This window comes from Acidihalobacter sp. (assembly GCF_037381185.1).
Classification (GTDB): Bacteria; Pseudomonadota; Gammaproteobacteria; order DSM-5130; family Acidihalobacteraceae; genus Acidihalobacter_A.
In genome coordinates this window covers 1-26,835 of record NZ_JARRQY010000034.1, presented here as the reverse complement: position 1 = coordinate 26,835, position 26,835 = coordinate 1, and the positions used below count along the sequence as shown (strand labels likewise).

Here is a 26,835-nt window from a genome sequence, read left to right as displayed (position 1 = left end):
GATTGGATTGCTCGGGACGGGGGACAGATCGGTAGGCGGGAAGCTTGAAAGCGTGATCAGCGTCGGCGTTTGAAGGCCGAGGGGGAAACGCCGAACTGTTTCTGGAACGCGGCCGCGAAGTGGCTTGCATTCGCGTAGCCGAGGTCCGTGGCCACCACGGTCACCGGGGTGTGACCCTCGCTCAGGCGACGACGCGCTTCGTGCATGCGTTCCCGCTGGAATAACCCGTAGACGCTCTCGTTGAACAGCAATCTGAAGCCGCGTTTGAGTTTTACCGCGCTGAGGCCGCATTCCCGCGCGAGCGCGTCGATGGTCCGCGCCTGGGTCAGGTCGGCCAGCAAAATATCCCGTACGCGAAGCAGGTTGCGCCTGTCTGCCGGGGAAACGCTGGGCGACGGCACATCCCCGTCCCGTTGCGCCTCGATCGCCAGACCCACCATCACCAGCGACTGTCCAAGCAACCAGGCCGCAGAGGGGGCGGGTATCGCGTCCTTCTCCGGGCCGGCCGGTATCATCCGCAACACACCGCTCAAGGCCCCGGCGGCTGCGCGCATTTCCGCGCTGCAACGGTGCATGGCGCAGCACCGCGCAGTATCCAGCATCCGCGCCAGGGATGCGTCGAGATCCGGTGCCCAGTCGGAGAGGATGTCGGGACGCACGGATACGGTTACATACTCGAAGCTGTCCGCGTAGGACGATCGCCCCGTGCACCCCGGGGTGTAGCTGATGCAGCCCATTCCCTGGCGCAGGATGCACTCGCTTCCTCCCGCGGCATCGCCGTCCATGGAGAAGCCGCAGCGTCCTTTCAGCGCGCATGAAAAGTGGATCCGATCCCAGTCGTCACGCACGTTCATGGTCATGGGGCGGGCAAGGTTCCCGCTCCACAGCAGCGTGTCGACCCCGTCACGCAGGGCCAGTTTGACCAGGCGACAGTTGGCGTCCCGCTCCATATGGAGCACCGGCTTTTCCGCGAGCAGGCTCGAAACGGCGACCTCGGACGACAGGGCCGATGACGTATGTACTGATGGCGTCATGTGACTTACCTCCCTTCGCTGGAACCGATTCGGGTCAAAGATGAGCCGAATCGGGCAGGAATACAATTGAGAATCATTCACAATCATTCTCCCAATTTCTGCCGCGCCCGTCGAGTCAATTTGTATAAGCCGACGGAAACGATGGTGGCGGGGACTCCAGCCGGCGGTTTCCAGGCGTCTGTCGTGCTCCAGGTCGGTCGAAAGCCAGACCACGCGTGTCCATGGCCAACGTTTGTCGGCGTTTCGTCAACCTGCTTCAGGAGTGCAATGAATGCCGCAACCGATTTACGTGAGGACGCCGCAAGGCCTCCGAATCCCATCTCATGCGCCAAGTGCCCTGGCCGTCGCCTTGTTGACGGCCCTGGCCGCCCTGCCTGGTGCATCCCTCGCGCAGGAGTCCGCCAAGGGATCATCCAGCGACTCGACGGGGGCTGTCAGTGCCACATCCGATAACGGGACAGCAGGCGCCGACGCAGTCGAACTGAAGACCGTGACCGTAACAGCCCGTCAAAGCGAGGAGCGAGCGGTGGATGTTCCCTTCGGGATCAGCGTCATTGATGGCGACCAACTGGAGTCTCGTCACCTTCAAACTGTCGAGGGAGCACTGCGAAGCGTGCCCGGCGTAGAGGTCAGTTCATGGGGAGATCCCAATTCCGCCAACGTGCTCATCCGTGGCGTAGGATCGCTCTATCAGGTCAGCCAGGACGATGGTTCAGTAGCCCTGAACGTCGATGGCGTGCCGATGTCCATGCGCAACGTGAGCCTGGGTACGCTTGACGTCGAGCAAGTCGAAGTGCTGAAAGGCCCTCAGGGTACCCTGTTCGGTGGTAACAGTCTGGCGGGGGCGATCAATATTACGACGCGCAAGCCGACACGTTATTTCGAGGGCCATATCCGTGGTGAATACGGTAAGGACAACCAACATACGGAGGAGATGGTCGTCAGTGGCCCCTTGTCCGAACACCTGAGCGGCCGGTTTGCCCTGCGCAACAGCGGGTCCGATCTCTGGGTCGATAACGCGGAAACCGGCAAACCATTGGCCCGACCAACCGATCAGGCATTTCGCGGCAGCCTGCTATGGGACAACGGGACGGGTACCACGGCTTTGTTCAGAGCAGAACACGAGAAGAACAAGCACAGCCCTTCACTGACGATTCTCCGACCTTATGGCGATCCCGCGAAGCTGGATTTCACGCCGGGTTTGTTTGAGAACAATCACAAGACGGTAGACATCTACTCATTGGAGGTCAATCACGATCTGAGCCATAGCCGTTTGACCTCAATCACCGCGTACAGCAGAACGGATTTCCTGGGCGTTAAAGGGTATGACAAGCAGCTCATGCAGGCATTGTATGGTTATCCGATCGAATACATCGGCACGGATAGCTCGAATGAAAGAACGGTCAGCCAGGAACTACGCTTGTCATCCCTGCCCTCTGCGCCGGTTTTCTGGGTCGCAGGTGCTTATCTGTCGAGCACCAACCGCTCGTTCGATTCCTATTACAGTGCCAACAACCGTCAGAATCGCGACTTCAAGACAGACAGTTATGCGGCCTATGGCGAGGTGACCTACCCACTCACCGAAAAATGGAAGGTAACAGGCGGCCTGCGTCATTCCTGGGACAAGAAACGCTACGACGCCACCTATATCGGCACCAGTACTGTCCTGGATAGTCGAAAGCTGGATGAGAACTACACCACCGGCCGCGTAGCGCTGTCCTATGCCATCACGCCTAGTGTCAATATCTACGGTGCATTCTCACGCGGCTATCAGTCGGGGGGGTTCAGCGACTTTACCACTCAGGTCGCCGACAGCACGCCTTACAAACCCGCTCACTCGAATGCTCTGGAAGTCGGATTCAAGACGGAATCCACCGATCATCGCCTCGCCTTGAACGGTGCCTTGTTCCTGACCAAGGTGAAGGACGCACATCTGCTTGGTTACGACTATACGACCATGGCCACCAGCACGATCAACGCGGATACCGAGAGCAAAGGCGCTGAGCTTGAAGGTACGTGGCAGGTCGGCCGTGGTTTCGAGCTCTCCGGCGGCGTGAGCTATACCGACGCCACGATCACCAGTGATGCGACCGGGGTCAATGGTGGCGACGTCCAATCGGGAAATCAGGTCCCCAATGTGCCGCATTGGAGCGGGAATCTTGCAGTGACCTACCGCAAGGCCATACCCGAATTCATGGGATTGTCCACACCGGTCCTCAATACCCGATTGAGCTACCAACATGTGGGGGCACGAGCAGCCGACGCACAGAATCACTTTGACTTGGGCAGTTACCGCAAAGTCGATATGCGCATCGGCTTAATCTCCGGCAATACGGAGGTCTACGTGTATGGCAACAATCTGCTGAATAAGCAATACGACCTTTACGGCTATTACTTCACGCCGACGGTCACCGCAGGCGCACCGGCCCGCGGTCGCACCTTCGGCGTGGGCGCTGCATGTTACTTCTGATGGAAGGTACTGTGGCGATGTCAATTACGGCCAGGCCGGTCACACTTTGCACCACCGACGCAGAGATCAGAGACGACGATGGTTTTGATGATGCGCCAAGTGCCTGCCTCTCCCGACATGTATAAGGCTGCCCTGGCGAAACTCGACGGCATCCATCATCCCGCGGTGGAAATCCATCACTGTCATGCTTTATCTGCTGGGCATGGTGTGGGTGGCGAAGTTCCTCTGGGCACCGCTTGTGGACAGAATCGGCTTCGCCCGCACGGGCCATTTCAAGGGCTGGCTCCTGATCACACAGAGCGGGATGGTGATGACCCTGCTGCTGATCGGCACCTTCGATCCGATGCGGGATTTCAGCATGGTCTACGCGCTCTGTCTGTTGCTGGCCTTTCTTTCGGCAACTCAGGACATCGCGGTCGATGGATTGGCGTGCCGCCTGTTGCCGAGGGAAAGCCGGGGCATGGGCAATGGGTTCCAGATCGCCGGCAGCCTGCTTGGCAATCTCCTGGGAGCCGGCGGCGTCCTGATGGCCTATCCCCTGATTGGCTGGCAAGGGGCGACGTCGCTCCTCGCCATCGGCACAGGACTCTCGCTCGTACAGTTGATCGGTTTCAGGGAACCGTCCCACACCCGCGCATCCGGCATATCGGTCTCACGGCGCGTCTGGTCGGTTTGGCGCGAACCCGGTGGCGGTCGCCTGCTGGCGATGGTTGCTCTCTATGCGGTCGGAGTCAGTCTGGCCTATGCCCTGATCACGCCGATTCTGGTGGACGCGGGATGGACACTCGAACATATCGGCCTGGTGGTCAACGTCGTGGGAACCCTGCTGGGGGTGCCCGCCGCGCTCTGCACCGGCTGGTTTATCAGGCGCGTGGGCAGGCGTGTGACAACGACGGTCGCTGCCGTCTTGCAGGTTCCCGCCATTCTCGCCATATCGCTGCCCGTCCTGGGTTACGTGGACGATTTGTCGGTGGCGGTCGCCATGAGCCTGTTCTTTGTCTTCTACAACCCGGCGATGGTAGTACTGGCCACTCTGATGATGGATCGCGCTTCGCCAGAAAGTCCCGCCACCGACTACGCGGCCCAATACGGCCTGTATCAATTCTTCTGCATCCTATCCATAACCGTGGGCACGGCCCTGGCGGGCCAGATCGGCTATCTGCCGATATTGGTCGCGTCGGCTGTCAGCGGAGTCCTGATGGCGATGCTCGCCCCGAGCTACCGCCACGTCCCCGACAGCCTATATGTCGCCAATGTGGCCCCCGAGTCCGAAATGTCACCCAGTTTTTCCACCGGCAAGGTGGATTGAGGAGCCTTGAATGTCCAATCTCACCCTCACCGAGAAATCCACCGCTAAGATCGCCCCCGCGCCAGCCGACGCCGATGCGTGGACGATCATGGATCCGGTGCGCGGCAGAATCCGCATAGCCATGACCCTGGCGGTATCCTCCGCCGTGCTCGGGCTGGCGACCATGGGTTTTCTGGCGCTGACGGTACGCGACCTGCTCGAATCACCCGGCGCCTGGCCTTGGTCGGCGATGCTGGGTGCGCTGATCTGCACCGTGTCCGCCTACCTGCTTCGTCTGGCTGCCTTCAACGAGTCTCACTTCGCTGCCTTTCGGCTGGAGACCCTGCTGCGCTCCGATCTCAGCCGGCATCTGGCGCAGGTGCCCATGGGCTATATCCAAGCCGTGGGCGCGGGGGCTCTGGCCAAGGTCATGCACGACGACGTCAAGGCCCTGCATGTCTTCGTCGCCGACAGTACGCCGCTCCATGCCCGTGCCTACGCCGTGCCAGCGATCACCTTTCTTGTTCTCCTTACTCTGGATTGGCGCCTGGCTCTGGCAGCGGCGGCGGTGTTGGCGCTCGGCTTTGGCGTGATGATCCTGGCAATGCGCAACCGAGCTGAGATGGTCCAGCTCTACAACGAAGCCCGTGAGCGGGTCGGCACGGCGGTGGTCGACTTCGTCCAGGCCATGCCGGTGGTGCGCACCTTCGACAGCGGCACGGCGACATTCGGACGTTATCGCAATGCCCTGCGGGAGTATCTCGAAGTGTTGACCCGCTGGTATCGGGAGGCTGGCTTCCCGATGCGCTTCTCAATGGCCGTGCTAAATCCAATGCCGACCCTGGCGGTGTTGCTGTGGCTTGGAGCCTGGCTGACCTGGCGTGACAGCCTGCCGTTCGCCCAATGGCTCGCGGTGCTGCTGATCGGCACGGGCATGGCCGAAGCCATGATGCCGTTGATAGCGCTCAAGCATCTGGTCGACAAAACCCAGTTGAGCATCGCCCGTATTCAGGAGGTACTGTCCGCGCCGGTTTTGCCGGAACCCGATCGGGAGCGGATGCCGACGGACGCCAGCGTCCGTTTCGAGAGCGTCGGCTTCCGCTACGGAGAGATGGATGGCGACGCCCTGAGCGATATCAGTTTCGCGGTGGCGCCAGGCAGCGTCGTCGCCCTGGTCGGGCCTTCCGGTGCCGGCAAGAGCACGGTAGCCAAGTTGATCCCGCGTTTCTGGGACGTCAGCACCGGGCGCATCCTGGTCGGCGGCGTCGACGTGCGCGAGATGTCCACCGAAACCCTGATGAGCCAGGTGGCCTTCGTGTTCCAGGATACTTTTCTGTTTTCCGGAAGCATCGCCGACAACATCCGGCTGGGGTTGCCAGACGCCGGTATGGACGCAGTGTCTGCGGCGGCTGGCGCGGCCCAGGCCCACGACTTCATCATGAGTCTGCCGCAGGGCTACGACACCCAGGTGGGGGAACGTGGTTTGTTCCTTTCTGGCGGCCAGCGCCAGCGCATTACCATCGCCCGCGCCATCCTGCAGGATCGCCCCATCCTGGTACTGGACGAGGCCACCGCCTACGCCGACCCGGAGAACGAGGCTGCCCTGGTCACTGCCCTATCCGAACTGATGCGGAGCAAGACGGTGATCATGGTGGCACATCGCCTCGCCACCATCCGCGACGCCGATCAGATTCTGGTCTTCGAGCATGGGCGGCTGGTGGAAACCGGCCGCCACGAGACGCTGCTCGCCCGCGCGGGCATCTATGCCCGACTCTGGCGCAAATACGAACAGGCCCAGGATTGGGCGCTGTGTGGCCGCCATCCCACCTGCGAACAACCGCAACCGGAGTCACGATGAGCGCCGCCCTCGAATCCACGCCGCGCATCACTTCCTGGCGCGAGACCTACCGGCAACTGTTGCGTGCCGCCGGTGCGCACGCAGCATCCTTGCGTACCAGCCTGATCGCCCTCGCTCTTGCAGCCGTGGTACAGGGGTTGGCGCTCGCAAGCATCGTACCGTTGTTCTCCTCCATCCAGACCGCCACGAATACAGGGGACATCCTGACCTGGCTGGTGATCATGACCCTACTGATGGTCTTGGCCACGTTACTGCGCTGGCGTGCGCAGAATTTCGAGTTCAACGGCGAACTCGCTGCGGTGAACCACACGCTGCGTACGCGGCTCGGCGAGCAATTGCGACGCATGCCACTGGAGCGACTACAGGACAAACGCACAGGCGAGATGACCGAGCTCCTGCTCGGCAACGTCGATGAAAACCTGAATTACTCCCTGATGATCATCGATCTCATCATGGTCGCGGTGCTTACCCCTCTGGCAACAGCCCTGGCGCTACTGGCGGTGGATTGGCGTCTTGGTCTGGCACTGCTGCTGATCTTTCCGATCATCGTTCCGCTCTATCGCTGGCGCCGCCCCGCCTTTAGCCGCGACAAACGGTCGCTGGCCGAAGCTCATGCAGGCACCAGCGCGGACATCCTCGAATACACCCAGGGGCTACCTGCCTTGCGTGCATCCCGTGCGGCGGGCGAGAAAGCCGAGCGCCTACATACCGGCTTCGAGGAGCTGGAGCGCATCCAGGCCGTCAGCCACCGCAAGAGTGCCGGGCCCAATGGGGTAGTCAGCGGGGTGGTGGAAGTCGGACTGCTGCTGATTCTCGCGTCCGGCGTAGCCTGGGTCGTCTCGGGCACGCTCAATGTAGCGGTATTGGCGGCGGTGTTCGTCATCGTGGCGCGTTTTTCCGAGCCGCTTTCCACGTTCGTGATGTACACCAGCATGCTGGAGTTGATCGAGGCCGCGCTGGAGCGCATCGAGGCGCTGCTTGCCATTCCGCCCCTGCCACAGATCGAGCCCTGCGCCCGGCCGGATCATCATGAAGTGCACTTCGAGCACGTCACCTTCCGCTACGCCCAGGCCGATACACCATCGCTTCGTGATTTCAGCGCCACGCTCCCGGCCAGGGGCCTCACTGCCCTGGTCGGTCCGTCCGGCTCGGGCAAGACGACGCTGGCGCGTTTGCTGATGCGGCACGCTGACCCTCAGGAAGGGTACGTCGCCATCGGTGGCGTGGATGTCCGCGCGATCCGCCCCGACGAACTCAACGCCATGATCTCGGTGGTGTTCCAGGACGTGTACCTGTTCGACGACACAGTACTGGCGAACATTCGCATGGCCCGCCCCGAGGCGACCGACACCGAAGTGGAAGCCGCGGCCCGAGCCGCCCATTGCCTGGACTTCATCGGGCGCCTGCCGATGGGCTGGCATACCCGCCTGGGCGACATCGGGAGCCGTCTGTCCGGTGGCGAGCGCCAGCGTGTCTCCATCGCGCGGGCTCTGCTCAAGGATGCGCCCATCGTCATTCTCGACGAGCCCACGGCCGCGCTGGACACCGAGAGCGAGGTGGCCGTGCAGCGGGCCATCGATGCACTGGTACGGGACAAGACCGTCATTGTCATCGCTCACCGCCTGTCGACCATCGCGGGCGCGGATCGCATCCTGGTGATCGAGGACGGTCGCCTCGTCGAACAGGGGCGGCACGACGAGCTACTTGCACGGGCGGGGCGCTATCGTGCCTCGTGGGACGCGCAGCTGGCGGTCAAGGCTTGGCGCCCGGGAACGGCCGATGCCGACGTCCGCGCCTGAGCGAACGACTGTTGTGGCATGGGCCGCCCCACTGCTGCTCGTCAGCCTGGCGCACTTCGCCGCGCTGGCATGGCTGAGCTCGACGGCGCATCGCCCGGTCCAGCCGGTCGTCCCGTCGTCCATCGCGGGCAAGCTGGTATCGGCGCCCGCGCCCCCGACACCCACGGAGGTGCCGGTCAAGCCAGAACCTCCGCCCCCCAGGCCCGCGCCGCCCAAGCCAACTCCCGCGCCGAGGGAGGTCCCCAAGCCGTTGCCGCCGACGCCAAGCGGGCCGCCATCCCCGCGCGCCGTGACGGCACCGCCACCGGAGCGGCCCGTCGTACAGCAGACGGCCGCGCAGCCCGCCACCGCCACCGCTTCCACTCCACCGGCGGCCTCTCCCGCGCCCCAGGCGGAAGCGAGGGAGGTGCCACAAGCCGTCACGCCGCCGCGTTCGGACGCCGCGCACCTGAACAATCCCCCACCACCGTATCCGTCACTGTCCAGGCGGCTGCGCGAGGAGGGTCGAGTGGTGCTGGACGTATACATCCTGGCCGATGGCCGCGTGGGCGAGATCAGGCTCAGACGCTCCAGCGGCCATCCCCGTCTGGATGAGGTGGCGCTCGATGCGGTGCGCCGGTGGCGCTATGTGCCGGCGCGGCGAGGCGACGAGCCGATCCCCTTCTGGTACGTGCAGCCCGTCGATTTCCGCCTGGATTCGTAGCGTCGCGCGAATCGTTTTCCAACCATTACAAGGAGTCCTTCCCATGCCCGACAGTCCCTATGGTCTCGCATCGCTCTGGAACGGAGGCGACGCGGTCATAAAGGCGGTGGCCGTCATGTTGCTGATGATGTCCATCGCCTCGTGGTACGTGATCGTGACCCGCGCATGGCGCGTGGCCAGGCTGCGCCGCGCCGCGCGCACGGCGGCGGATTTCTGGCATGTGCACAGCTTCGGTGAAGGACTGCGCGTGTTCGACAGCCCGACTGGTTTCAACCCTTTCCGCCATCTGGCGGAAGAAGGCAAGGCGGCGATCGACCACCATGTCGTGAACAAGGAGGACCTTCACGGCCAGATCAGCCTGGCCGATTGGCTGACCGAGAGCCTACGCGGCGCGATCGACGAAAGCGCTGCGCACCTTCAAAGCGGACTGTCCGTGCTGGCGTCGGTCGGGGCGACCGCGCCCTTCATCGGCCTGTTCGGCACCGTCTGGGGCATCTATCACGCGCTGGTGGGCATCGGCATGACGGGGCAGGCCAGCATCGACAAGGTGGCCGGACCGGTGGGCGAGGCGCTCATCATGACGGCCTTTGGACTGGCCGTGGCGATTCCGGCAGTGCTGGGATACAACGCCCTGACGCGCGCCAACAAGGGCATTCTGGGCAAGCTCAACCGCTTCGCGCGCCAACTGCACGCCTATTTCCTGACGGGTTCACCCGTCGCTCGCCCCGGTGACAGGGATCGGGACGCGACGGCAACCGCCTCCCTTCGTTCGGCGCGGACAACCGCCAAGGCTTGAGGGGGGCGTCATGGCCTTTGGAAACGGACTCGATGCCGACGACGACATGGTCAGCGAGATCAACATGACGCCGCTGGTGGACGTGATGCTGGTCCTGCTCATCATCTTCATCATCACCGTGCCGGTACTCACGCACTCTGTGAGGCTGGACCTTCCCCGGGCCGACAACGCCCCAGACCTCGTTCGGCCCGAGAGCGTGACCCTGTCGATAACGGCCGATGGAGCGATCCATTGGAACGAGGAGGCGATCTCCGCTGCGGCATTGGAATCCCGGCTGCTGGCCTCGGCGGGGCGACAACCCCAGCCGGAAGTATTCATCCGCGGCGACCGCGAGGTGGCGTACGAGAACGTGGTCAGGGTAATGGCCGCCGTGCAGCACGCGGGGATTCTCAAGCTTGCCTTCGTCATCGAGCCGGGGACGTGACGGGTGCTGCGTGCCTCACGGGCAATCCGGCTCATGGCCGATGAAACGGGGCTTGAGAAGCGCCGGTCGCGTGTCCCGGCGATCCTTGCGCGCAGGGAGGAGACCGCGGACCGCCAGTCCTGATGGAGAAGGAGGAGATATGGACCTTCGACATCTTCGCGACGCCTTTCATGGCCTTGACCAGTTCGCCCTGTGTGTAGGGCTTGGGCGGCAGGGTCTTCAGCGCCTTCAGATCGATATTGCCGACCTGGCAGGACAATCCGGCTCGCAGCGCCGGCAGCACTTGGCTGCGCTGGGCATCGTCGCCATCCGCGTCGCTTTCCTCCGGCGCCGTCAGCACCTGGCGCCAGCCGGCCACGGCGATCTGCTTGCCGATGGCCAGCAGCGACTGCCCACCGCACGCGAGCTGTGCCACCGTCCGGTCGAACTCGTGGTGGGGCAGGAACTGCGCCAGGTAATGCGCGCGGATCAGTCGGTAGACGGCCAGTTCCTTGTCGTTCATGGCCGATAGGTTGGCCGGTTCCAACGTCGGGATGATGCCGTGGTGCGCCGTCACCTTGCCGTCGTTCCAGGCACGCGAGCGCTGGGTCGGGTCCAGGCGGTCGATCAACAGGCGCAGTCCGGGATCGGTCTTGACCAGACTGTCGAGAACGGTCGGTACCTCGGCCAGCATGCTCTCGGGCAGGTAGCCCGAGTCGGAGCGCGGGTAGGTCGTCGCCTTGTGCGTCTCGTATAGCGCCTGCGCGATGTCCAGTGTCTCCTGCACGTCCAGGCCCAACTGCTTGGAACACACCTCCTGCAGCGTGCCCAGATCGAACGGCAGCGGCGGACCTTCGCGCACGCGCTCCGTCTCGACCGACACCACCTGGGCGCTGCCGGCGGCACGCATGCGATCGGCGGCCTGCTGGGCGACCGGCTGCTGTAGGCAGCGGCCAGCGGCGTCCGTACAACCCTGCGGCGGCGTCCAACTTGCGATAAAGGATTGGCCGGCATGAGACAGCTCGACCTCGACGGCCCAGAATGGCACCGAGACAAATCGCGCGATCTCGCGATCACGATCCACCACCAGCTTCAGCGTCGGCGTCTGCACCCGGCCCACCGACAGCACGCCGGTGTAGCCGGCCTGACGACCGAGCAGCGTGAACAACCGGCTCAGGTTCATGCCGATCAGCCAGTCGGCGCGACTGCGGGCCAGGGCTGAGTAGTACAGCGGCAGCGTCTCGGCCGACGGCTTCAGCGCGCCCAGTGCCTTGCGGATCGACGCATCGTTGAGCGCCGACAGCCACAGGCGCTGGATCGGCCCGCGATAGCTGCACAGGTCGATGATCTCGCGGGCGATCATCTCGCCTTCGCCTTCGCCTTCGCCTTCGCCTTCGCCTTCGCCTTCGCGATCGGCGTCGGTGGCAATCACCAGCTCGCTGGCCCGGCCTACGAGCTGCCTGACGATCTTGAACTGCACGGCGGTCGCAGCCTTGGGCTCGACACGCCAGCGCTCGGGGATGATGGGCAGGTGCTCAAGAGTCCAGCGCTTGTAGCGCTCGCCATAACCCTCGGGCGGAACTGCTTCGACCAGATGACCGATGCACCAGGTCACGACGATACCCGCACCGCTGTAGCAGCCGGAACCACGCTGGCCGGCGCCCAGCACACGAGCGATGTCCTTGCCTTGCGAAGGCTTCTCGCACAGGAATACGCGCATGTTGAAGCCTCCTCGGGAATGTGCGGTTCATCGGATGGACAACAGCATGGCTGGGGCAGGTGAGACCGGCAGCAAGGAAGCCGGACGGCATGGACACCGAATTGTGATCGGCTGAGGAATGGTTGCCGCAGTGATAGATGCGGGTCGCGGCAATACGAGGGACGGGAGATTCGTGTCGGGAGGGCGGCCTGGAACTCGGTGGACCGCAGTGGAACCATCCCCAGGGGATGGCCCACTGGTGCAAGGCAGGCGTCTGACGGTTGCTACAGCCGCCCGCGATGTTTGGTCACTGGTCTCCGGTGGGTTTGGCGCCAAGCGTCACCGTCTCGATGCGGTACGGCAGGATGCCGATGCGCCGGGCCTTGATCTTGACGGTGACGCGCTCGTTCTCATCGGCGTCCTCCCATTCGTCGCGCACGGTACGGCCTTCGACCAGAACGCGCATGCCCTTCTGGTACAGCGATTGCCAGTGTTCGGCATCGCGATGCCACAGCTCCACCGGCGCCCAGAAGCCGCCGCGGTCCTCGTATTCGCCATCCTTCTTCGGGATGGGGTTGTCGAAATAGACGTTCAGGCGCAGCAGCCTGCGCGGTTCATCGTTGCCGTTGGGGAATTCGCGGTACTCCGGCGCAGAACCGATGTTGCCTTCGCCGACGAAGTGCGTGCTCATGGTGACTCCTTGGGGATGGTGGAAATGGACGCGGCATGCCTGTGGACACGTCGCAGATAGGTCGCCTCGGCCTGTGTCATCCTGCTGGCGCATTCCAGCGCAAGGCGGGCGGTGCTGTGGGTCAGGCTGATCTGCATGTTCAGCGCGATGCGCTGCAGCTCCATCGCATACAGGTCGTCGATCAGCGAGGCCGGTGTCGCGGAGCGATTGAGCAGCGACTCCCACAAGGCCACGCCCATGGACGAGCGGTCGAGGTTGCGCCAGCGCAGGAAGGTCGTCCCTGCGCCAGTCGTCTGCTGGGCCAGTTGCACATCGAGCAGATTGAAGGGGTAGGCGCGCGCCTGCGGTAGCACCTGCCGTTGTGCCAGGACGATCAGCTCGTCGCGCAGCGCCATGCACTGGCTGGCCCAGGCCTCCAGACTCCCCTTACCCTTAAAGGGTTGTAAAAGGCCCTTTAGGTAGCCTGCGTGTTTCAGTCGCTGGAAGTCCGCCTGTCCCAGCGGGATGAAGCGCGCTGGATGGCCGGAAGAAGAAGGTACCGTCATGCGTTGGCGCCCTCATCGTCCCGTCCAACGGCGCCGCCTGCGTCATCGGCCAAGCTTGATTCAGAGGCATCCGCACCCGATGCTTCAGGCCGGGTTCCCCGCCGCGCGATGGGTGGCGCAAAGCGCGAACGGAGTGTGCCTTCGAGCACGTCCTGCGGCAGCTCGCCGAACTTCTCCAGCGCCGTCCGCGCCACAGCGTTCTTCGCCGCGAAGTCGCCGCGCGTCGCGCCGGAATAGCGGTACTGCTGCGCCAGGGAGAACAGGCTGCGCAGCGCATGCGCGCCATCGTTGAGCCAGCGCTCCAGCGTGCTGCGGTCGATCAGCGCCGTGTGATGCGCCAGGATCAGCTTGCGCGCCAGGTCGTCGTAGTCGGCCAGCAGGTACACCGCCATGAAACCGAGCTGCGCGTTGACGAACAGCGGCAGCTTCACCGGCTGCACGTTCATGTTCTCGCCCAGGGACAGCGCGGGTGGCACGTCATCCAGCGCCTCATCCACCTGTTCGCGCAGCGCTTGCAGGCTGGCCTTGGTATCGGCCAGCTTGTCCTCGATGCGCAGCATCCACCAGTCCGAGTAGGGGTCGTCCTGTTCGGCGCCGCGCTTCATCTTGTTCATCACGCTGATGAAGCCGTTGAGGCCGACAATGCCGGGGCGCCCCTCGGCAGGTGCGCGGCCATGCCAGATGCGCGAAGCGTGGTGGGTATGCAGCGTCAGCGACATCGCGCTGCGCAGCGATCCGAGATTCAGCTGCAGGGGTTCGTTGGCCATGGAGACGACTCGCGATGAATGAACGAGTCGCCAGCATCGGCATCAACCGGAAGGCCGTCAGTCAACAAACCGCATTCAACGGCCGCCCGGTTTGCCCAACGCGGAAGGCCACGTGTGCCGCCTATCCCCTGGGGATAGGCAAATGCGGGCCGACGCCAGAATGCTGAAGGCAGGAGATGGCCTGAGCGATGCCAGCCTGAGGCATGGCTGGCGGCAAACCCGGTGCGATTCGCTATATCTCTGGGATCCCCTCCTGGTCGTCCAAGAGCGCAAAGGCCGCATCCTGCATAGGGCGTCTATCCAGCGCCACAGGAACACTTCTCTCAGGCAATGCACGCAGCAGCTCACGGAAATAGTCCAGACCGCCCCACTGGCTGGCATCGCCGATCACGTACAACCGACATTGAGCCCGGGTGACCGCCACGTTGAGCAGGTTCGGCTTGCTCGCCGCCCAGCCGCGGGCGCCCGAACCGGCTTGGCCTGGGGCCGTACCCAGCACCAAGAAGACGATGTGCGCTTCCTTGCCCTGAAACGTGTGGACGGTGCCGTAATCGATGCCACCGTGCGCGCGAATGCGTTTGCCGCACGCCTGGGCGACCTTGCGGAAGGGCGAGATCACGTAGACCTGGGTTTTCCCACTTCTTTCGCTCTGCAATCGCGCCAAGCAGTCGAGCAGACAGGCGATTTCGTCCTCCGATACAGGGTGGTCCACCCGGTTTGAGCGCACGTCGAACCATGCGCTTTCGCCCAGGCCGCAGGAGAACTCCCAGGGCGCCGGCTGGCCCGCTTCGTCGACACGCCCCTGTACCATTTGACCCGCATAGGCGATGCGGTTGGCCACCGAGAACATCGGGTCGTCGCAGCGGCGGTGGGTGCGTAACGGCATGCCGGTCCACAGACGTTCGGGCGCGTCGTTCGGGGACGAACTGCTGGTTTTCTCGACCCAGGAGCCGAAGGGTGTGATGCGATCCGCCAACGTCTGCACCGATTCGTCGATGGGCGACCAGTGCGGTGCCACGTCGTGGCGGCGACGCAGCTCCTCCGTCAGGCTGCGCGGAACGGTGAAAACCGGCTCGATCTGCAGGGGGTCGCCGACAATGACCGCCCGTCGGCTGCGCCAGATCGCACCCGCCGCCGACTGCGGCGTGGCCTGACCCGCCTCGTCGATCAGCAGCCAGCCAAGGCTGTTCTGACCCATGCCGACGAACAGCCGATCAAACGAAGCGAGGGTCGTGGAAACGACCGGTATAACGAAGAAGAAGGCGTCCCACAGCAGCGGACGGTGCTCGGGAGACAGCTTGTCGCGCGAGCCGCCGGTGAGCATGCCGTTCACCGCCCGCAGGTTAGCGATGAACTTGCCGGCGTTGGCTAGCACGGTAAGGCGGTGCAGATCCACCGCCTGAAGGAACAGCTTGGCGCGCAGTTCATCCAGCTTGGGGCCGACAGCGACGCTGGCGCGGTGACGTGCGTCGGCCGGCAAGGCCCAGAACTGGGCGTCGGGGAAGTGCTTGGCACCCATCGCGTAGCCGGCTTGCAGCGCTCGCCGATGGGCCTCCAGTTCCCGCTCCAGCGCAGCCCGCGCGGAGGAGGCGGCTTTCTGACGCTCTCGTTGCTGTCTCAATTGGGCTTCGGCTACCGCTACTTCCTTCGACATTTCCGCGAGGGTGGCCGCAGCATCAGCCAAAGCCTGGGTCGGTGCCTCCAGCGATTGCCGCAAGACCGCCATCCGGCGGGTCTCGCGGCCAAACAGCTGCATCAAGCGGTCCCACAGGTTGGGTGGCGTTCCGGCACACAGTTGCTCCAGCACAATCCGACTCCCTTCGACGACAGCGCGCTGGGTGGCCACGGCTTCACGATGTCGTGCAAGGGCGAGCTCGCGGGCCTGAATATCCTGGCCAAGTGCTTCCTCTTCGGACAAAAGGCCGTTCAGCCGGCTTCGCTCGTCGTCGATGTGCAGGGCAGCCTTCTCGGCCCGCTCCAACACCTTGCGACAGCGCTCGAACTCCGCCTGCAGCGCCAGGAAGGTCTGCCTGGCCTTCTGCCATTCGTCCTGGTACCGCCGGTAGTCATCGGAGGCCACCTCGAGAAGCTGCTTCATTGAGGCCGGCCGATCATCTGCAGGGGATGGCTCTTCAGTTTCCTCGTCTGCCAGGTCGGCGCCGGCAAGTTGTTCGTCTCCCTGCGCCTCCTCGGCTTGGCGTTGAGGCAGGTATTCATCGCGAAAGAAACCTTGCGCGAACGAACGCCGGTTGCCGGCATTGCCCAGGGCTGCGGCGATCACACCCCATGTCTCTATGGGCTGCTTGTCCTCGTCCAGAACCTTCTGCGCACGGAAAACCTCGTGCATGACATCCGCGAAGTAATCCGCCGAACCGAACTCGTCCGCGACCTTCTTGCGCGCGGGCAACTCCTGGGTGATGTTCTTGACCGCGTTGTTGTTCGTGCTGGTCACCACGATCGAGGTGCCGGCAACCACTTCAGCCTTGAGCGGGAAGAAGCCCTTGCCCGCAACTGTCATCTTGTCCTCGAACAAGGCAACCGGACGATTCAGTGCGGCGATTCGCCGGGCTCGTTCGGTGACGATCTCGGCGATGACATCGCATAGAAGCGTAGTCTTGCCAGTCCCAGGAGGGCCATTGACGCCGATCAGCCCTTCCGCCTTGCCAAGCGAGCCGATCACCTGCGAGACCGCGGCCTGCTGCGCAAGGACGAGCGGGTATTTGGAGGATGCCGGCCATCGCGCGCTGGGCAAGCGCTTCGCACTGACCAGCCCGGCCATGGCAGTGTTGTCGGTGAGGATGTCGACACGCTGGCGTTCTGGCAGCGCCGGCCCGAGGTAGGCACTCAAGGCTTTGCCGAACGGCAGTTTCTTTTCCGCCTGAGCGATCAGACGATCCAGGTCGTCCAGGTAGAACGAGTTCAGGAAATCGGTCGCGGCCTGCAGGCTGTCATCCAGGTAGCGCCTCTTGATCCGGCTTGTCCGCACGACCACACGCCAGTCCAGATTCGGATCGTTCGCCGCTTCGCCGAGCAGGCCGCGCGCGATGCTCAGTTCCTCATCGAGATCCTCCCAATCCAGGATGGCCTCGGTCGGAGCGCGGTTCGCGGCATTGGCGGCGGCGCCTTCCTGTTCCTGATTCTCTGGGAACTGGTGGCGACGTTGGGCGAATTCCTCTTTCGCGCGTTCCAGGCGGGCGTTGATGTTGTCCAGCGCCTTTGTCTCCCGGAGTGCCGCCACACCGTGCGCAAAGCTGGCTGGAAGGTAGCTGTCGGGTTTCGGTCGTCCCAGTTCATCCACTACGAAGGTCGCCAGCCAACCATTGCCAGTCACACGCTGGCGCTCGCGTTCGCTCAGGTCGCGATCTGGGAAAATGCCTCGGAGCAGCAGCCGAGACAGGTCTTCCGTGTCAGCCACGCCCAGATAGACGACATGGACGTAGCCAACCGTGTCCGTGGGGGCGAATTTCCCTGACTGCCAGGGCAAGGATTTGCCACGACGAAAAGTGTCGACTTTTGTCTGGTCGCTGCTATCCCGCTTGGAAGGGGCTGTCGGGATGTTGAAAATCTCAAGGTCGCGCCAGAAGCGCAGGACGCGCAAAGATTCGTCGTTCGCGGTGCTCAAGTCTGGACCTCACCTGTTCCAATTGGCGCATGCTCCTCGGTGATGTACGGGCACTGGCCTGATGACGATCGATTTTGTCTATGAGAAGCATTGGAACGCCATGATAGCCGTCCATGGACGAAGGGGCCATTCAGTCAGGGGCGAACGGGGTTTGCGGGAGGCTCTCTATTTCGATGCGGAGGATGACCGGCGGTAGTTGCTCCGTCGGTGAGGCGTCAAGGTCCAGTTCACCGCGAAAGTACGGTTCCGGCCGGACGGTAGGTCCGGAATCACCGTAATCGCAGCTTTCCCTTTAGTTGGGCGATGTGCCGCTGGGCAACTTCACGGGTGGAGGGCACGGAAGGGCTATCCCCTGGGGATAGCGTCGTTGTGGGGCCATTCTCGTGGCCAGCCTGCCCTGCCCACGCCTTGAACTCCCCACGGATCGCCTTCTGGATGATGCCGAACAGGTAGCCGGCCGGGTTTCGCACCGTGCTGCCGCGGCACCGCGCCGCCCACTCGTCAAGCACTGACTGCCGTAGAGGCTCGTCCACCTGCTGCAAGGCGATCATCGCCCCCGCCTGCTGCTCCTCCTTCAAGCGCAGGAATCGATCGGGCAGTCGCAGGTTCTGCAGCGCCTTCGCGCGCGGTACTGTACGTACTTCATCAATACGGTCCTTACGTACTGTACGGTCCTCCTTCGGATTCCGAAGAGGGGCGTTCGCCGTTCCGAAGAGGGGCTTCCTGCCCCACTTCGGATTCGTGGCCGACATCCTCCTGTGGATAACTCGCCGTCGTCCAGCCATGTCGGGCCATGTGCTGAGCCAGCACCTGCAGGCGCGTCGGCAGCGTGCGGCCGCTGAGCAGTGGATCTTCGGCGATCTCCTTCAGCGTGTGCATACCGACGATCTGCACCGCCTTGGCGGCATGGGTGAGGGCCTGGCTCACCAGACCCAGATAGTCGGGATCGAGCTGCATCGCCTCGAAGGGCGTCAGCGGTTCGTCATGCAGGACATAGAGGTTGCCCAGGATGCGGTCGGTCCTGGGGTCGCGGCGGCGACGCACCAGGCTGAGCCAGCGCGTCAGGCGCAGGAGCGTCAAGGCACGCGAGACGGTCTCGTGCGATGCCTGCGCCCCGCACGGCATCGAGGCCAGGTAAGGCCGAAGCTGATCATAGGTCGGAAAGGCCGTCACGCCATCGTCGTTGAGCTGCAGGCGGAAGATCTGCCAGGCATTGCGCTCCAGCGGCGTCAGGCGCCGGTCGAGGAACAGCGCGCGCGGCACGCTTTCATGGCGATTGCCGCTGTACAGAAATCCGTCGCTGGCCGATGCCGTGCCTTGCGCTTGCTTCAGGCCTTGCAGCGCGTCGTCGAACAGCGTCGACAGCGCCATGGGACCATCGCGCCGTGGTGCGCTGCCCGCCGCCATGGCCTACACCAGCCCCTGGTCGATCCAGTTCCTTATCGCCGCCCAAACCACCGACATCGGCAGCGTCAGGGTTTCGGCGAGGTCCATGGTCAGGTCCAGCATGGCCAGCTCGTCGTCCAGCGCGATGTGGCGCTCGGTGATCCCGGCTTTCCAGTGCTCCCACAGGGCGGCATCCTGGGCCTCGTCCAGCACGGGATGCCGCCCCTTGCGCTTGGGCAGCCCGAGGATGTCGCGCCGCAGTGCGACTTCCTGATGGGTGAGTCCGTAGAAACGGCTCACCATCTCCGTGCTCGCCCCCAGACGCAGCATGTGGTCCACCGTGGCGATTTCCCGCTCCACGTCATGCACCTGACTCAGCAACCGCTTCAGCACCTCGCGATTCACCGACACGGAGCACCACGACACCGTGGCATTGACCAACACGTTGACCAGCGCTGGATGCTTGAGTGCATCCAGTTCCTCCTCGCCAAATCCCATCGCCTTGCAGCGGCGCAGTTGGCCGTTGCGCAGATCGTGCAGCGCCTGGGCAATGGCGGCCTGGTTGAGCGGATGGGGTGACGACATGGTGCTCTCCCGCGCTCAGGAATCGTGGTCCGGGTCGGCTGACGCCGCACCGCTTTCCAAGTCCAGTAGCCGGCGCGCTAGGCGAAGCAACCGGAACAACTTCACCAGGCCAGCATCGCTAAGGCGGATGGATGCTCCGCAGCCGCCGTGCAGCAGCGGCGCCAGGTTGTCGGCCAATCGCGCGCGATCCAGCGCTATCGCGGATGCCGACGCCGCGCCCAGCGCATGCAGCAGCGTCAGCACGGCACGAGCGAAGGCCGGCAAGACCTTCGCCTGGACAAAGGTAGGGGTCACGCAGATGAAGTCGATGCCCCCTTCACTGGGTTCGATGTGTCCCGCTACGGCCGCCTCCTCGGCGATCTCACGGGCGAACTGCGCGATATGCACCCGGAGCCGGTCCGGCGCGTCCAGTCCGGGCTCGATGTACCAGACATCCGAAATCGGGTAGAGCCCACCGACCTGTACGGGAATCGCGCGCAGGGCATTGGCCTCGAAGTCGGGTAGCTTGTCGCCCAACTGGTCAGCCACCAGGCGCTGGATGGATTGCAGGCGTTCGGTGGTCGATGCAGGAGACACGATGTGCCCTTGCAGACGCTCCGCGTCGCTGTCGGCCGCGACCGGCGCAGCGCCTGCTTCCTCGACCTTCCCGCCGCCAGCCGCGGGAGCCGTGACGGTCTGTGTCGAGGGCATCTCGACAGCGGGTCCTGCCGGTGCGCCGGCCCGCTGTCCGGTAGTCGCCGCTGCGGGTGGCGGCGCGGGCCGTGGCGCCACAGGCACCGTGGGTGCGGTCGGGATCACCGGCGACGGCTCGCTGGTCAACACCCGCTGCCGGCTCTCGCTGTCGTCGATCTCCAGACTCAGCGTGTCATAGTCTGTATCCAGCAACTCGGCCATCTGGCCCACCAGTTCGTCCTGCCCCCGCTGGAGCGAGAAGGCATCCGGCTGCGTGTCGAACTGCGACAGCACATCCTGGAACAGCGAGCCGAAGTCCGCGGCGAGCCGGCGGTCCGGTGCTCTCCGTTCCCAGATGCGCTCGCACGCCCTGCGCAGCACCGCGAGCCGTTCCACCTGATGCCGGCCCAGCCCGCCGTACAGCACCGTCGGTATCGCCGGCAATAGGTGGCGCACCGCGTCCTGCATGCGGCTGATGTGCGACTGCTGCACCGGGTAGCCGTCGGCCGTCAGGCGGCGCGCCAGTTCGGACTGTGACAGGACCTCTCCGCCATTTTCCTGCTCGTACAGCGCGCGTGCCTTCTCGACGCCCAGTGCCCGCTCGATGAAGGTGAGCCCACCGCGCAGTTCGTTCTCGGCCAGATGGCCGGTGAGCGCCACGATCTCGCCGCGTTGCGGCCAAGGTCGGAACAGACAGGCGATGCGGAAGAAGCGTTCCTCCTTCGTCTCGCTCCAAAGCTCACGCAGGATCGCCAGGCGCGTGTTGCCGCCGTTGCGGATGATGTAGTGGGCCTCTCCGGGTCGTCGCGTGATCGCGGGCGGCGCGTCCAGCCCACGTTCGCGGATCGACGCCTTGATTTCCTCGTAGGCCGGGTTGCGTGTCACGCGCGGGTCGTGGTCGTAGGGGCGCAACTGGTCCAACGTCACCACCATCGGTGTGTCGGCGATGGGGTCGCTCAAGGCTGCGGCCGTCGGGCCGCAGCGCTCGAAGCCGGTTTCCATCAGCTTGGCGGCCATGTCCCGCAGGGTCAGCTCAGCCATGACCGTTCTCCCGAGGCACCGGTCCGTCGATGGCCGCCTGTCGGTCGGCACGGCGAAGCTGCGCGCGGGCGTTGAGCCCGGCGCGGCGGTCGCCCGGCGTCGAACTGGTGTAGATCGACGCGCAGCCTGGCTTGGTGAACTTCAGATGACCGCCCGGCGTGCGCACGACGCGCCAGCCTTCGCTCAGCGCAAAATCGATCAGCGCGCGCAGCCGTTTGTGGCCGCGCGCCAGGTCACGTGTGCCCGCCATGCTTCTCGCTCCCCGATATGCCTCTCGCGTCATGCCGACCAGTCACGCACTCAAACCGTTCCCGCCACTGTGGAAACAGTTCGCCGGCGAGGGTACGCATCGTCACCAGCGCAGAAGGCGCGACACGGCCGGCCGGCTGCCGGTACTCCTCCCGATGCACCGGCAAGCCTCGGGTCGCGGCGCGCGGGTGGGCTTCGATGGCCGGCACGTCGGTGTCCAGCACTCGCACGCCAGCCTGTCCCTCGAACATCTGCCGCAGCGTCTGCTGAATCAGCCGCGCATTCGCCGATACCGGATGCACCCGGTTGATGAGCAGGTGCAGGGGTGGCGGCTCAATGCCCAGATGTCGGTACGGACCGATGTCCTCGATCAGTTGCAGCGTGCCACGTCGCAGTTCGCGCGCCGCCAGAATCTCCGGCGTCACCGGCGACAGCGCCAGGTTCGAGGCCAGCACCGCCATTTCCAGCAGTACGCTGCGAGCGCCCTGGGTGTCGATCAGCAACAGGTCGTAGAACGGTGCCAGCGCCGGCAGCAGGTGTCGGAGCCGCAGGCGCCCGTCCGGCGCATGCAGCAGCAGTGTGTTCAGTTCTCCACGGTCGTCGTTCGACAGCACCAGGTCCAGCCCGGCGATGGTGGTGTGCGACACCAGTTGATCGAGGTGGCGCTCGTTGAATGCCAGCAATTCGTAGATGCCGGCGGGCGCACGCGCATCCAGGGCGAAGTAGCTCGACAGCGTGGGTTGCACGTCCAGATCGAGCAGCAGCACGCGCAGCCCCGCGTCGGCGGCGAAGCCGCCCAGGTTGGCGGCAGTCGTCGTCTTGCCCACGCCGCCCTTGGTCGAGATGATCGAGATGACCAGCATCGTCAGGCTCCTCGTCGCGTTTGATGGGGAACGGAACGAGGATCAGATGCGCTCACTGCGGCGCTCGGCAATCCACTGCTCGACCTCAAGCGAGTCCCAGCCGACCGCCCGAACTCCAAGGCGCATGGCTTTCGGGAACTTGCCCGCCTTCATCAGGTTGTAGATGTGGGCGCGCTTGAAGCCGGTCTTGGCCTCGACTTCATCGCGGCGCAGGATGCGGCGTTCGCCAACAGGCGGCGGAAGTGGCTTGTCCGACATGAGGGGCACTCCTTAGCGCTTACTGGCGCTTGTTATGCGTACCCCGTAATTGACAGGAACTCCCGGGAAATGAACACCGCAAATGCGGTTTCCGGGACCGCAGATTGGAGCTTGACGCCGGGTTTGCCGCGCTTCAGGGGCTCGATGCCTGCACCTTGCGGCGGGCCTGGGCGAACTTGGCTTGCAGCGTGCGCTCGGTGATTCCCATGAGCTTGTCGTGGTGGGCGATCAGGGCGCTGATTATCGAGTCCTGGCTGTTGAAGCTGGAATAGGGGACCCCGGACGGAGTGCGGCCGAGCATCAATGTCAACATCGCGCCGATGATGTTCAGATAGGTGGTCTCGGCACGATCGCTCAGTGGGCACAGGACGCCGGTGAGATTCGGTGAACCTTGCTTCTTCTGCTGCTCCTGGAGTTGATGCAACTGGTGGCGACACTGCTCCAGCTGGGACTTCAACGCCTCCCGTTCCACCAGAAGTGCATGGCCGGTCTCCAGGGTGATCACCGGGTGGGTGATCCTCTCGTGGCGGGAGAAGAGAAAGGCCGGCCGCTGCTCCGGATAGGTTCGGAGCATCCACCGCTTGAGGTCGACGTGGCGAACGGTCAGATCGGGTGAGTCCCACAGGGACTTGTCGTTCATCGTGATACCGTTCAGTCCGTAGGGCAGCTCACCGTGGAAGATGGCATCGTAGATGCGGTCGGTATGCAGACGAAGCTCGCCGCAGCGCGGGCAATCCTGTATTGCAGACAGACGTCCGGGTCTGACGGTCATGAGGATGTCATCTCTGAATCGGTACAATCCGGCCCATCGGATGGCCGCGTCGATGGGGCGGTAGTACACCTCCGAAAGCGAACTCCCTTGCATGTGGTTGCCTCCCTGTTGCCCCCACCAAGGACACCTGCCTGCGCCGCATCGAAGGCTGGCGCTACGCGGCCCTGCCGAAGAATTGAGCTTCATCGAGAGGAGCCTGAATGGGGATGTCCTGCACCTTTGCCGCGCATGCGAGGATTATGACTGCGCGACGTGCTGGCAAGACTGGGAATGGGCTGATCTCGCCAATGTCTCCGACCTTGAGACAATCGGCGGCGCGATGCCACAAGTCGCCGAAATTCGGGCGGAAGCGCCTTGGGTCAGACCTGATCGGTATGCCGATAGGCTGAAACGGTATCGTGCTCAGGGATGGCACGCCCATTTGATGGAAGGGAGGCAGGCAACCCCGCGTCGTGGCTGTCCGTGGTTGTTGGTGGCTTGCCTTGGAGCGAGCGCGTTTTCCGTTCCTCAGCCAGCTGGTGTAAACTAGTCCATCAACCAGTCCTTGGACTGGTGTGGGTTTTGGAAAATCGATTTAGACTCAACAGTCTGGGAGTCGGATTCGATTCCCATCACCCGCTCCAGCTTCTTTCTGACGTTCTGTGTGGCGGCTCCGGGCACTTCCCCGAGCGCATGCAACCAGTGTCACCCTTCGGTCGTCAGCTTCGCGTGGTCGTGTGCGGCCTACCGCGAACGCTTCCGCAGTCGCCAGTGCTGAATCGATTTTGCGTGCCTGGAAAAACGGCTGAGGAGGCGTGAACGGGAATGTCTGATTGTTTGGTGGTCGGGGGCGGGCTCGTCGGCATGCTGACCGCGCGGGCACTTGCCGAGCGTGGACTGGACGTGACCCTGATCGAGCGCGGCGAGCCCGGCCGCGAGGCTTCATGGGCCGGCGGCGGCATACTCTCCCCTCTCTATCCCTGGCGCTTCCCGGACCCCGTTACGCGTCTGGCTCGGTACGGGCAGGCGTATTACCCGGATTTGGCCCGCCGCCTGCACGAGGAAACCGGCGTCGACCCCGAGTGGCTGCCCAGCGGCTTGCTGATTCTGGATGACACGACGCAAGCACCCGACTGGGCGCTGTGTCATGGCGTCGAGCTGGAGATGTTGGACGCGGAAGGCGCCGTGCGCTGCGAGCCGGCGCTGGCGGCCGGCGTGACGAAGTGGGCCGCGTGGTTGCCGGGCGTGGCGCAGATGCGCAATCCACGCCTGGTACGCGCTCTGCGCGAGAGCCTGGGCGGCTGTGGAATTACCGTCGAGGCGAACAATCCCGTGTTGGGACTGAGACACGCGAACGGCCGGATTCGAGGCGTGGATACCGAGCGGGGCGAGTGGCAGGCGGAACGTGTCGTGCTGGCCGGCGGCGCGTGGAACGCGGCATTGCTGGGCGACCAGCTCGACGGGCTGGAGCTGCGCCCGATTCGCGGGCAGATGCTCGTTCTGCGCGGCGAGCCGGGTGCGCTGCGCCGTATCGTATTGCATCACGACCGCTACCTGATCCCGCGCGCCGATGGGCGTATTGTCGTCGGCAGTACCTTGGAGGACGTCGGCTTCGACAAGAGTACGACCGAAGAGGCTAGGGAGGAGCTGCTGGCCGCGGCTTGCGGGCTCATGCCGGAGCTGGCGGGCTGGGCGGTCGAGCGTCAGTGGGCGGGGCTGCGGCCCGGTTCGCCTCAGGGCGTGCCGGTGATCGATGAGCATCCTCGTATCAAGGGGCTCTACGTCAATGCCGGGCATTTCCGCAATGGTGTCGTGATGGGGCTTGCTTCGGCCAGGTTGTGCGCCGATCTGGTTACCTCGGCGCCTACCATCTTCGAGTGCGGTGACTACAGCTATCCCTCTCGAGTTGATAACTAGACTTCGTCTAAGTATTACATTAGTATTTTGGTCATGAATCCGTTCGTGCCAAGCTCCGCCGCGCCGCTTGACGAGGTTGTCGCCCGTCTGCGAGAGCACGGCATTACGCCGACCCAACCGCGCATCGAGATCGGTCGGATCCTGTTTTGCGGTCCGCAGCATGTGTCGGCCGATCAGGTGCTCGCGAAGCTGAGCACTTCACGCCGCGGTGTGTCCAAGGCGACCGTCTACAACACGCTCGGCCTGTTTGCCGAAAAAGGGCTGTTGCGTGAAGTGGTCGTTGATCCGTCGAAGCTGTTCTACGACACCAACGTTTCCCCACATCACCATGTTTTCCACACCGACAGTGGGCGCCTCGAGGATGTGCCGGTCGACCAGGTGCACGTGACCGCCCTGCCTGACCTGCCTGAAGGGCTGCGCATGGAAGGGGTGGATGTGGTGATCCGCGTCAGCCGCACCGGCACCTGATGCATCTCCCGCATTGAGACTGCGGCGGTTTTGGCTTATCCTTTGCCGCCGACTTCGCAGCCGTGCGCCAGCACGCCCGTGATATCGGTTCTGAAGCAGCGTATATGCCGGTGTAGCTCAGTTGGTAGAGCAACTGATTCGTAATCAGTAGGTCCGCAGTTCGAGTCTGCGCACCGGCACCAGATTCGCGTCACGGGTACCTGTTTGGCGGCGCGGATCCGACGGGGCCCGTCATTTCGTCTTGAAACGGTTCAAGGCCGTCTCCGACGCGTTCGATGTAACCGTACTCATCATCTAAAAAGAAATCAGCTTCTCCCAGGGAAGGTTGGGAAATACGATGGACCGTGCTGAAGCAGGGTTTGGCTGTCCCGTTTGGGTCCTGTCCCGGACCGAAGACGGCGACCGCTTTCGCCCCTCAAATTGGACCGAACGCGTAGCCGAGGTGCTTGGTGCATTCCACCCTCGCGACAAAAGGCTGGAGTATTCCGCATATCTTCGGCCCGTGTTCCACAGCGACCTGGGCCGCTGCCTGTTCGTCGATTTCCCGGCGCTGAAGGAGAAGGCGCCTGCCATCCACGATTATGTAGCCTGGTTCATGCGCAGCAACCGCCTGCAGTCTCTGCCCTGTGTGGATGGCCGCCGCCGGCCAAGTTCCGAAGGCGGCGCGATGTCGGATGAAGCGGATCAGGAACGCAACACGCTGGTCGGCTGACCTTCCCGCGGGGATTGTCCTGCGCTCCATGGCGACTGCCGTTCGTCAGTTTCGGCGCGACTTCTGTCTGCTTCCCATATATGAGTGCTTTACCCCCACCGCCCGCTCCGCTAAAGATGGACGCATGGTAAGAACAACAGTCAACCGGGGCTTTACGCTGATCGAGCTGATGGTGGTGCTCGTGCTGGTCGCCGTCTTTACGTTGATCGGCATTCCCTCCTATCGCAGCATCACCACGACAAACCGCATGGCGACGGA

General features: G+C 63.9%; 21 protein-coding genes, 1 tRNA gene and 2 pseudogenes. 11 read left to right on the top strand and 13 right to left on the bottom strand.

Annotated features, from left to right (window positions below; all coding sequences use genetic code 11):
* Positions 1-56: 56 nt before the first annotated feature.
* On the bottom strand, positions 57-1,034 hold the full coding sequence (locus P8014_RS12550) for an AraC family transcriptional regulator (RefSeq protein WP_337817668.1): 978 nt from the start codon (positions 1,032-1,034) through the stop codon (positions 57-59).
* A gap of 271 nt (positions 1,035-1,305) precedes the next feature.
* Between P8014_RS12550 and P8014_RS12545 the strand changes: the two genes are divergently transcribed.
* From P8014_RS12545 to P8014_RS12515, 7 genes are all read left to right on the top strand, one after another.
* A complete protein-coding gene (locus P8014_RS12545) occupies positions 1,306-3,504 on the top strand; it encodes a TonB-dependent receptor (protein ID WP_337817667.1) in 2,199 nt (732 codons plus the stop codon).
* A gap of 184 nt (positions 3,505-3,688) precedes the next feature.
* Positions 3,689-4,813, top strand: coding sequence for an MFS transporter (locus P8014_RS12540; protein ID WP_337817666.1), 1,125 nt, complete (start codon positions 3,689-3,691; stop codon positions 4,811-4,813).
* A 10-nt stretch (positions 4,814-4,823) separates the two neighbouring features.
* Positions 4,824-6,650, top strand: a complete 1,827-nt coding sequence (locus P8014_RS12535) for an ABC transporter ATP-binding protein (protein ID WP_337817665.1) — start codon at positions 4,824-4,826, stop codon at positions 6,648-6,650.
* Positions 6,647-8,449: an ABC transporter ATP-binding protein gene (locus P8014_RS12530; protein ID WP_337817664.1), complete on the top strand. Its 1,803-nt coding sequence runs from the start codon at positions 6,647-6,649 to the stop codon at positions 8,447-8,449. Before P8014_RS12535 ends, P8014_RS12530 begins: the two co-directional genes overlap by 4 nt.
* Positions 8,450-8,855: 406 nt before the next feature.
* Complete coding sequence (locus P8014_RS12525) at positions 8,856-9,152, top strand: energy transducer TonB (protein ID WP_337817663.1); 297 nt, start codon at positions 8,856-8,858, stop codon at positions 9,150-9,152.
* 43 nt (positions 9,153-9,195) lie between these two features.
* Positions 9,196-9,948, top strand: coding sequence for a MotA/TolQ/ExbB proton channel family protein (locus tag P8014_RS12520; RefSeq protein WP_337817662.1), 753 nt, complete (start codon positions 9,196-9,198; stop codon positions 9,946-9,948).
* Positions 9,949-9,958: 10 nt separating this feature from the next.
* The gene (locus tag P8014_RS12515) at positions 9,959-10,372 is read left to right on the top strand and encodes a biopolymer transporter ExbD (RefSeq protein ID WP_337817661.1); all 414 of its coding nucleotides are present in this window, start codon (positions 9,959-9,961) and stop codon (positions 10,370-10,372) included.
* Positions 10,373-10,523: 151 nt separating this feature from the next.
* On the opposite strand, the pseudogene P8014_RS12510 reads toward P8014_RS12515, so the two are convergent.
* The 12 genes and pseudogenes from P8014_RS12510 to P8014_RS12455 form a co-directional block, all read right to left on the bottom strand.
* Positions 10,524-12,071, bottom strand: a pseudogene (locus P8014_RS12510) (DNA topoisomerase III); the annotation flags it as partial.
* 286 nt (positions 12,072-12,357) lie between these two features.
* On the bottom strand, positions 12,358-12,741 hold the full coding sequence (locus P8014_RS12505) for a single-stranded DNA-binding protein (RefSeq protein WP_337817660.1): 384 nt from the start codon (positions 12,739-12,741) through the stop codon (positions 12,358-12,360).
* Positions 12,738-13,286, bottom strand: a complete 549-nt coding sequence (locus P8014_RS12500) for a DUF3158 family protein (RefSeq protein WP_337817659.1) — start codon at positions 13,284-13,286, stop codon at positions 12,738-12,740. The genes P8014_RS12505 and P8014_RS12500 overlap by 4 nt, the downstream gene beginning before the upstream one ends.
* On the bottom strand, positions 13,283-14,053 hold the full coding sequence (locus tag P8014_RS12495) for a TIGR03761 family integrating conjugative element protein (RefSeq protein WP_337817658.1): 771 nt from the start codon (positions 14,051-14,053) through the stop codon (positions 13,283-13,285). Before P8014_RS12495 ends, P8014_RS12500 begins: the two co-directional genes overlap by 4 nt.
* 232 nt (positions 14,054-14,285) lie before the next feature.
* Positions 14,286-17,675, bottom strand: coding sequence for an AAA domain-containing protein (locus P8014_RS12490; protein WP_337817657.1), 3,390 nt, complete (start codon positions 17,673-17,675; stop codon positions 14,286-14,288).
* A 269-nt stretch (positions 17,676-17,944) separates the two neighbouring features.
* A pseudogene (locus tag P8014_RS12485) lies at positions 17,945-19,082 on the bottom strand (STY4528 family pathogenicity island replication protein).
* Between the two features lie 3 nt (positions 19,083-19,085).
* The gene (locus P8014_RS12480) at positions 19,086-19,646 is read right to left on the bottom strand and encodes a DUF2857 domain-containing protein (RefSeq protein ID WP_337817656.1); all 561 of its coding nucleotides are present in this window, start codon (positions 19,644-19,646) and stop codon (positions 19,086-19,088) included.
* 15 nt (positions 19,647-19,661) lie between these two features.
* Complete coding sequence (locus P8014_RS12475; protein WP_337817655.1) at positions 19,662-21,359, bottom strand: ParB family protein; 1,698 nt, start codon at positions 21,357-21,359, stop codon at positions 19,662-19,664.
* Positions 21,352-21,609: a hypothetical protein gene (locus tag P8014_RS12470; protein WP_337817654.1), complete on the bottom strand. Its 258-nt coding sequence runs from the start codon at positions 21,607-21,609 to the stop codon at positions 21,352-21,354. Before P8014_RS12470 ends, P8014_RS12475 begins: the two co-directional genes overlap by 8 nt.
* Entirely contained in the window at positions 21,593-22,471 is an 879-nt protein-coding gene (locus P8014_RS12465) for a ParA family protein (protein ID WP_337817653.1), read from the bottom strand. Before P8014_RS12465 ends, P8014_RS12470 begins: the two co-directional genes overlap by 17 nt.
* Positions 22,472-22,513: 42 nt before the next feature.
* The gene (locus P8014_RS12460; RefSeq protein ID WP_200157764.1) at positions 22,514-22,729 is read right to left on the bottom strand and encodes an AlpA family transcriptional regulator; all 216 of its coding nucleotides are present in this window, start codon (positions 22,727-22,729) and stop codon (positions 22,514-22,516) included.
* 133 nt (positions 22,730-22,862) lie between these two features.
* Entirely contained in the window at positions 22,863-23,594 is a 732-nt protein-coding gene (locus tag P8014_RS12455; protein WP_337817652.1) for a hypothetical protein, read from the bottom strand.
* Positions 23,595-24,305: 711 nt separating this feature from the next.
* Between P8014_RS12455 and thiO the strand changes: the two genes are divergently transcribed.
* From thiO to P8014_RS12435, 4 genes are all read left to right on the top strand, one after another.
* Complete coding sequence (thiO, locus tag P8014_RS12450) at positions 24,306-25,397, top strand: glycine oxidase ThiO (RefSeq protein ID WP_337817651.1); 1,092 nt, start codon at positions 24,306-24,308, stop codon at positions 25,395-25,397.
* A gap of 33 nt (positions 25,398-25,430) precedes the next feature.
* A complete protein-coding gene (locus P8014_RS12445; protein ID WP_337817650.1) occupies positions 25,431-25,865 on the top strand; it encodes a Fur family transcriptional regulator in 435 nt (144 codons plus the stop codon).
* Between the two features lie 106 nt (positions 25,866-25,971).
* Positions 25,972-26,047, top strand: a tRNA-Thr gene (locus tag P8014_RS12440).
* A gap of 155 nt (positions 26,048-26,202) precedes the next feature.
* Positions 26,203-26,577 carry a DUF3579 domain-containing protein gene (locus P8014_RS12435; RefSeq protein ID WP_337817649.1) on the top strand — a complete coding sequence of 125 codons (375 nt, stop codon included), beginning with the start codon at positions 26,203-26,205 and terminating at the stop codon, positions 26,575-26,577.
* The last annotated feature ends 258 nt before the right edge of the window (positions 26,578-26,835 follow it).

What these genes read in the sequence shown, in the direction of transcription:
- P8014_RS12520 (WP_337817662.1), top strand. Translation starts at nt 9,196, where the DNA reads ATGCCCGACAGTCCCTATGGTCTCGCATCGCTCTGGAACGGAGGCGAC.
- thiO (WP_337817651.1), top strand. Translation starts at nt 24,306, where the DNA reads ATGTCTGATTGTTTGGTGGTCGGGGGCGGGCTCGTCGGCATGCTGACC.
- P8014_RS12515 (WP_337817661.1), top strand. Translation starts at nt 9,959, where the DNA reads ATGGCCTTTGGAAACGGACTCGATGCCGACGACGACATGGTCAGCGAG.
- P8014_RS12530 (WP_337817664.1), top strand. Translation starts at nt 6,647, where the DNA reads ATGAGCGCCGCCCTCGAATCCACGCCGCGCATCACTTCCTGGCGCGAG.
- P8014_RS12505 (WP_337817660.1), bottom strand. Translation starts at nt 12,741, where the DNA reads ATGAGCACGCACTTCGTCGGCGAAGGCAACATCGGTTCTGCGCCGGAG.
- P8014_RS12465 (WP_337817653.1), bottom strand. Translation starts at nt 22,471, where the DNA reads ATGCTGGTCATCTCGATCATCTCGACCAAGGGCGGCGTGGGCAAGACG.
- P8014_RS12550 (WP_337817668.1), bottom strand. Translation starts at nt 1,034, where the DNA reads ATGACGCCATCAGTACATACGTCATCGGCCCTGTCGTCCGAGGTCGCC.
- P8014_RS12475 (WP_337817655.1), bottom strand. Translation starts at nt 21,359, where the DNA reads ATGGCTGAGCTGACCCTGCGGGACATGGCCGCCAAGCTGATGGAAACC.
- P8014_RS12495 (WP_337817658.1), bottom strand. Translation starts at nt 14,053, where the DNA reads ATGGCCAACGAACCCCTGCAGCTGAATCTCGGATCGCTGCGCAGCGCG.
- P8014_RS12480 (WP_337817656.1), bottom strand. Translation starts at nt 19,646, where the DNA reads ATGTCGTCACCCCATCCGCTCAACCAGGCCGCCATTGCCCAGGCGCTG.
- P8014_RS12445 (WP_337817650.1), top strand. Translation starts at nt 25,431, where the DNA reads ATGAATCCGTTCGTGCCAAGCTCCGCCGCGCCGCTTGACGAGGTTGTC.
- P8014_RS12470 (WP_337817654.1), bottom strand. Translation starts at nt 21,609, where the DNA reads ATGGCGGGCACACGTGACCTGGCGCGCGGCCACAAACGGCTGCGCGCG.
- P8014_RS12535 (WP_337817665.1), top strand. Translation starts at nt 4,824, where the DNA reads ATGTCCAATCTCACCCTCACCGAGAAATCCACCGCTAAGATCGCCCCC.
- P8014_RS12540 (WP_337817666.1), top strand. Translation starts at nt 3,689, where the DNA reads ATGCTTTATCTGCTGGGCATGGTGTGGGTGGCGAAGTTCCTCTGGGCA.
- P8014_RS12455 (WP_337817652.1), bottom strand. Translation starts at nt 23,594, where the DNA reads ATGCAAGGGAGTTCGCTTTCGGAGGTGTACTACCGCCCCATCGACGCG.
- P8014_RS12435 (WP_337817649.1), top strand. Translation starts at nt 26,203, where the DNA reads ATGGACCGTGCTGAAGCAGGGTTTGGCTGTCCCGTTTGGGTCCTGTCC.
- P8014_RS12460 (WP_200157764.1), bottom strand. Translation starts at nt 22,729, where the DNA reads ATGTCGGACAAGCCACTTCCGCCGCCTGTTGGCGAACGCCGCATCCTG.
- P8014_RS12500 (WP_337817659.1), bottom strand. Translation starts at nt 13,286, where the DNA reads ATGACGGTACCTTCTTCTTCCGGCCATCCAGCGCGCTTCATCCCGCTG.
- P8014_RS12545 (WP_337817667.1), top strand. Translation starts at nt 1,306, where the DNA reads ATGCCGCAACCGATTTACGTGAGGACGCCGCAAGGCCTCCGAATCCCA.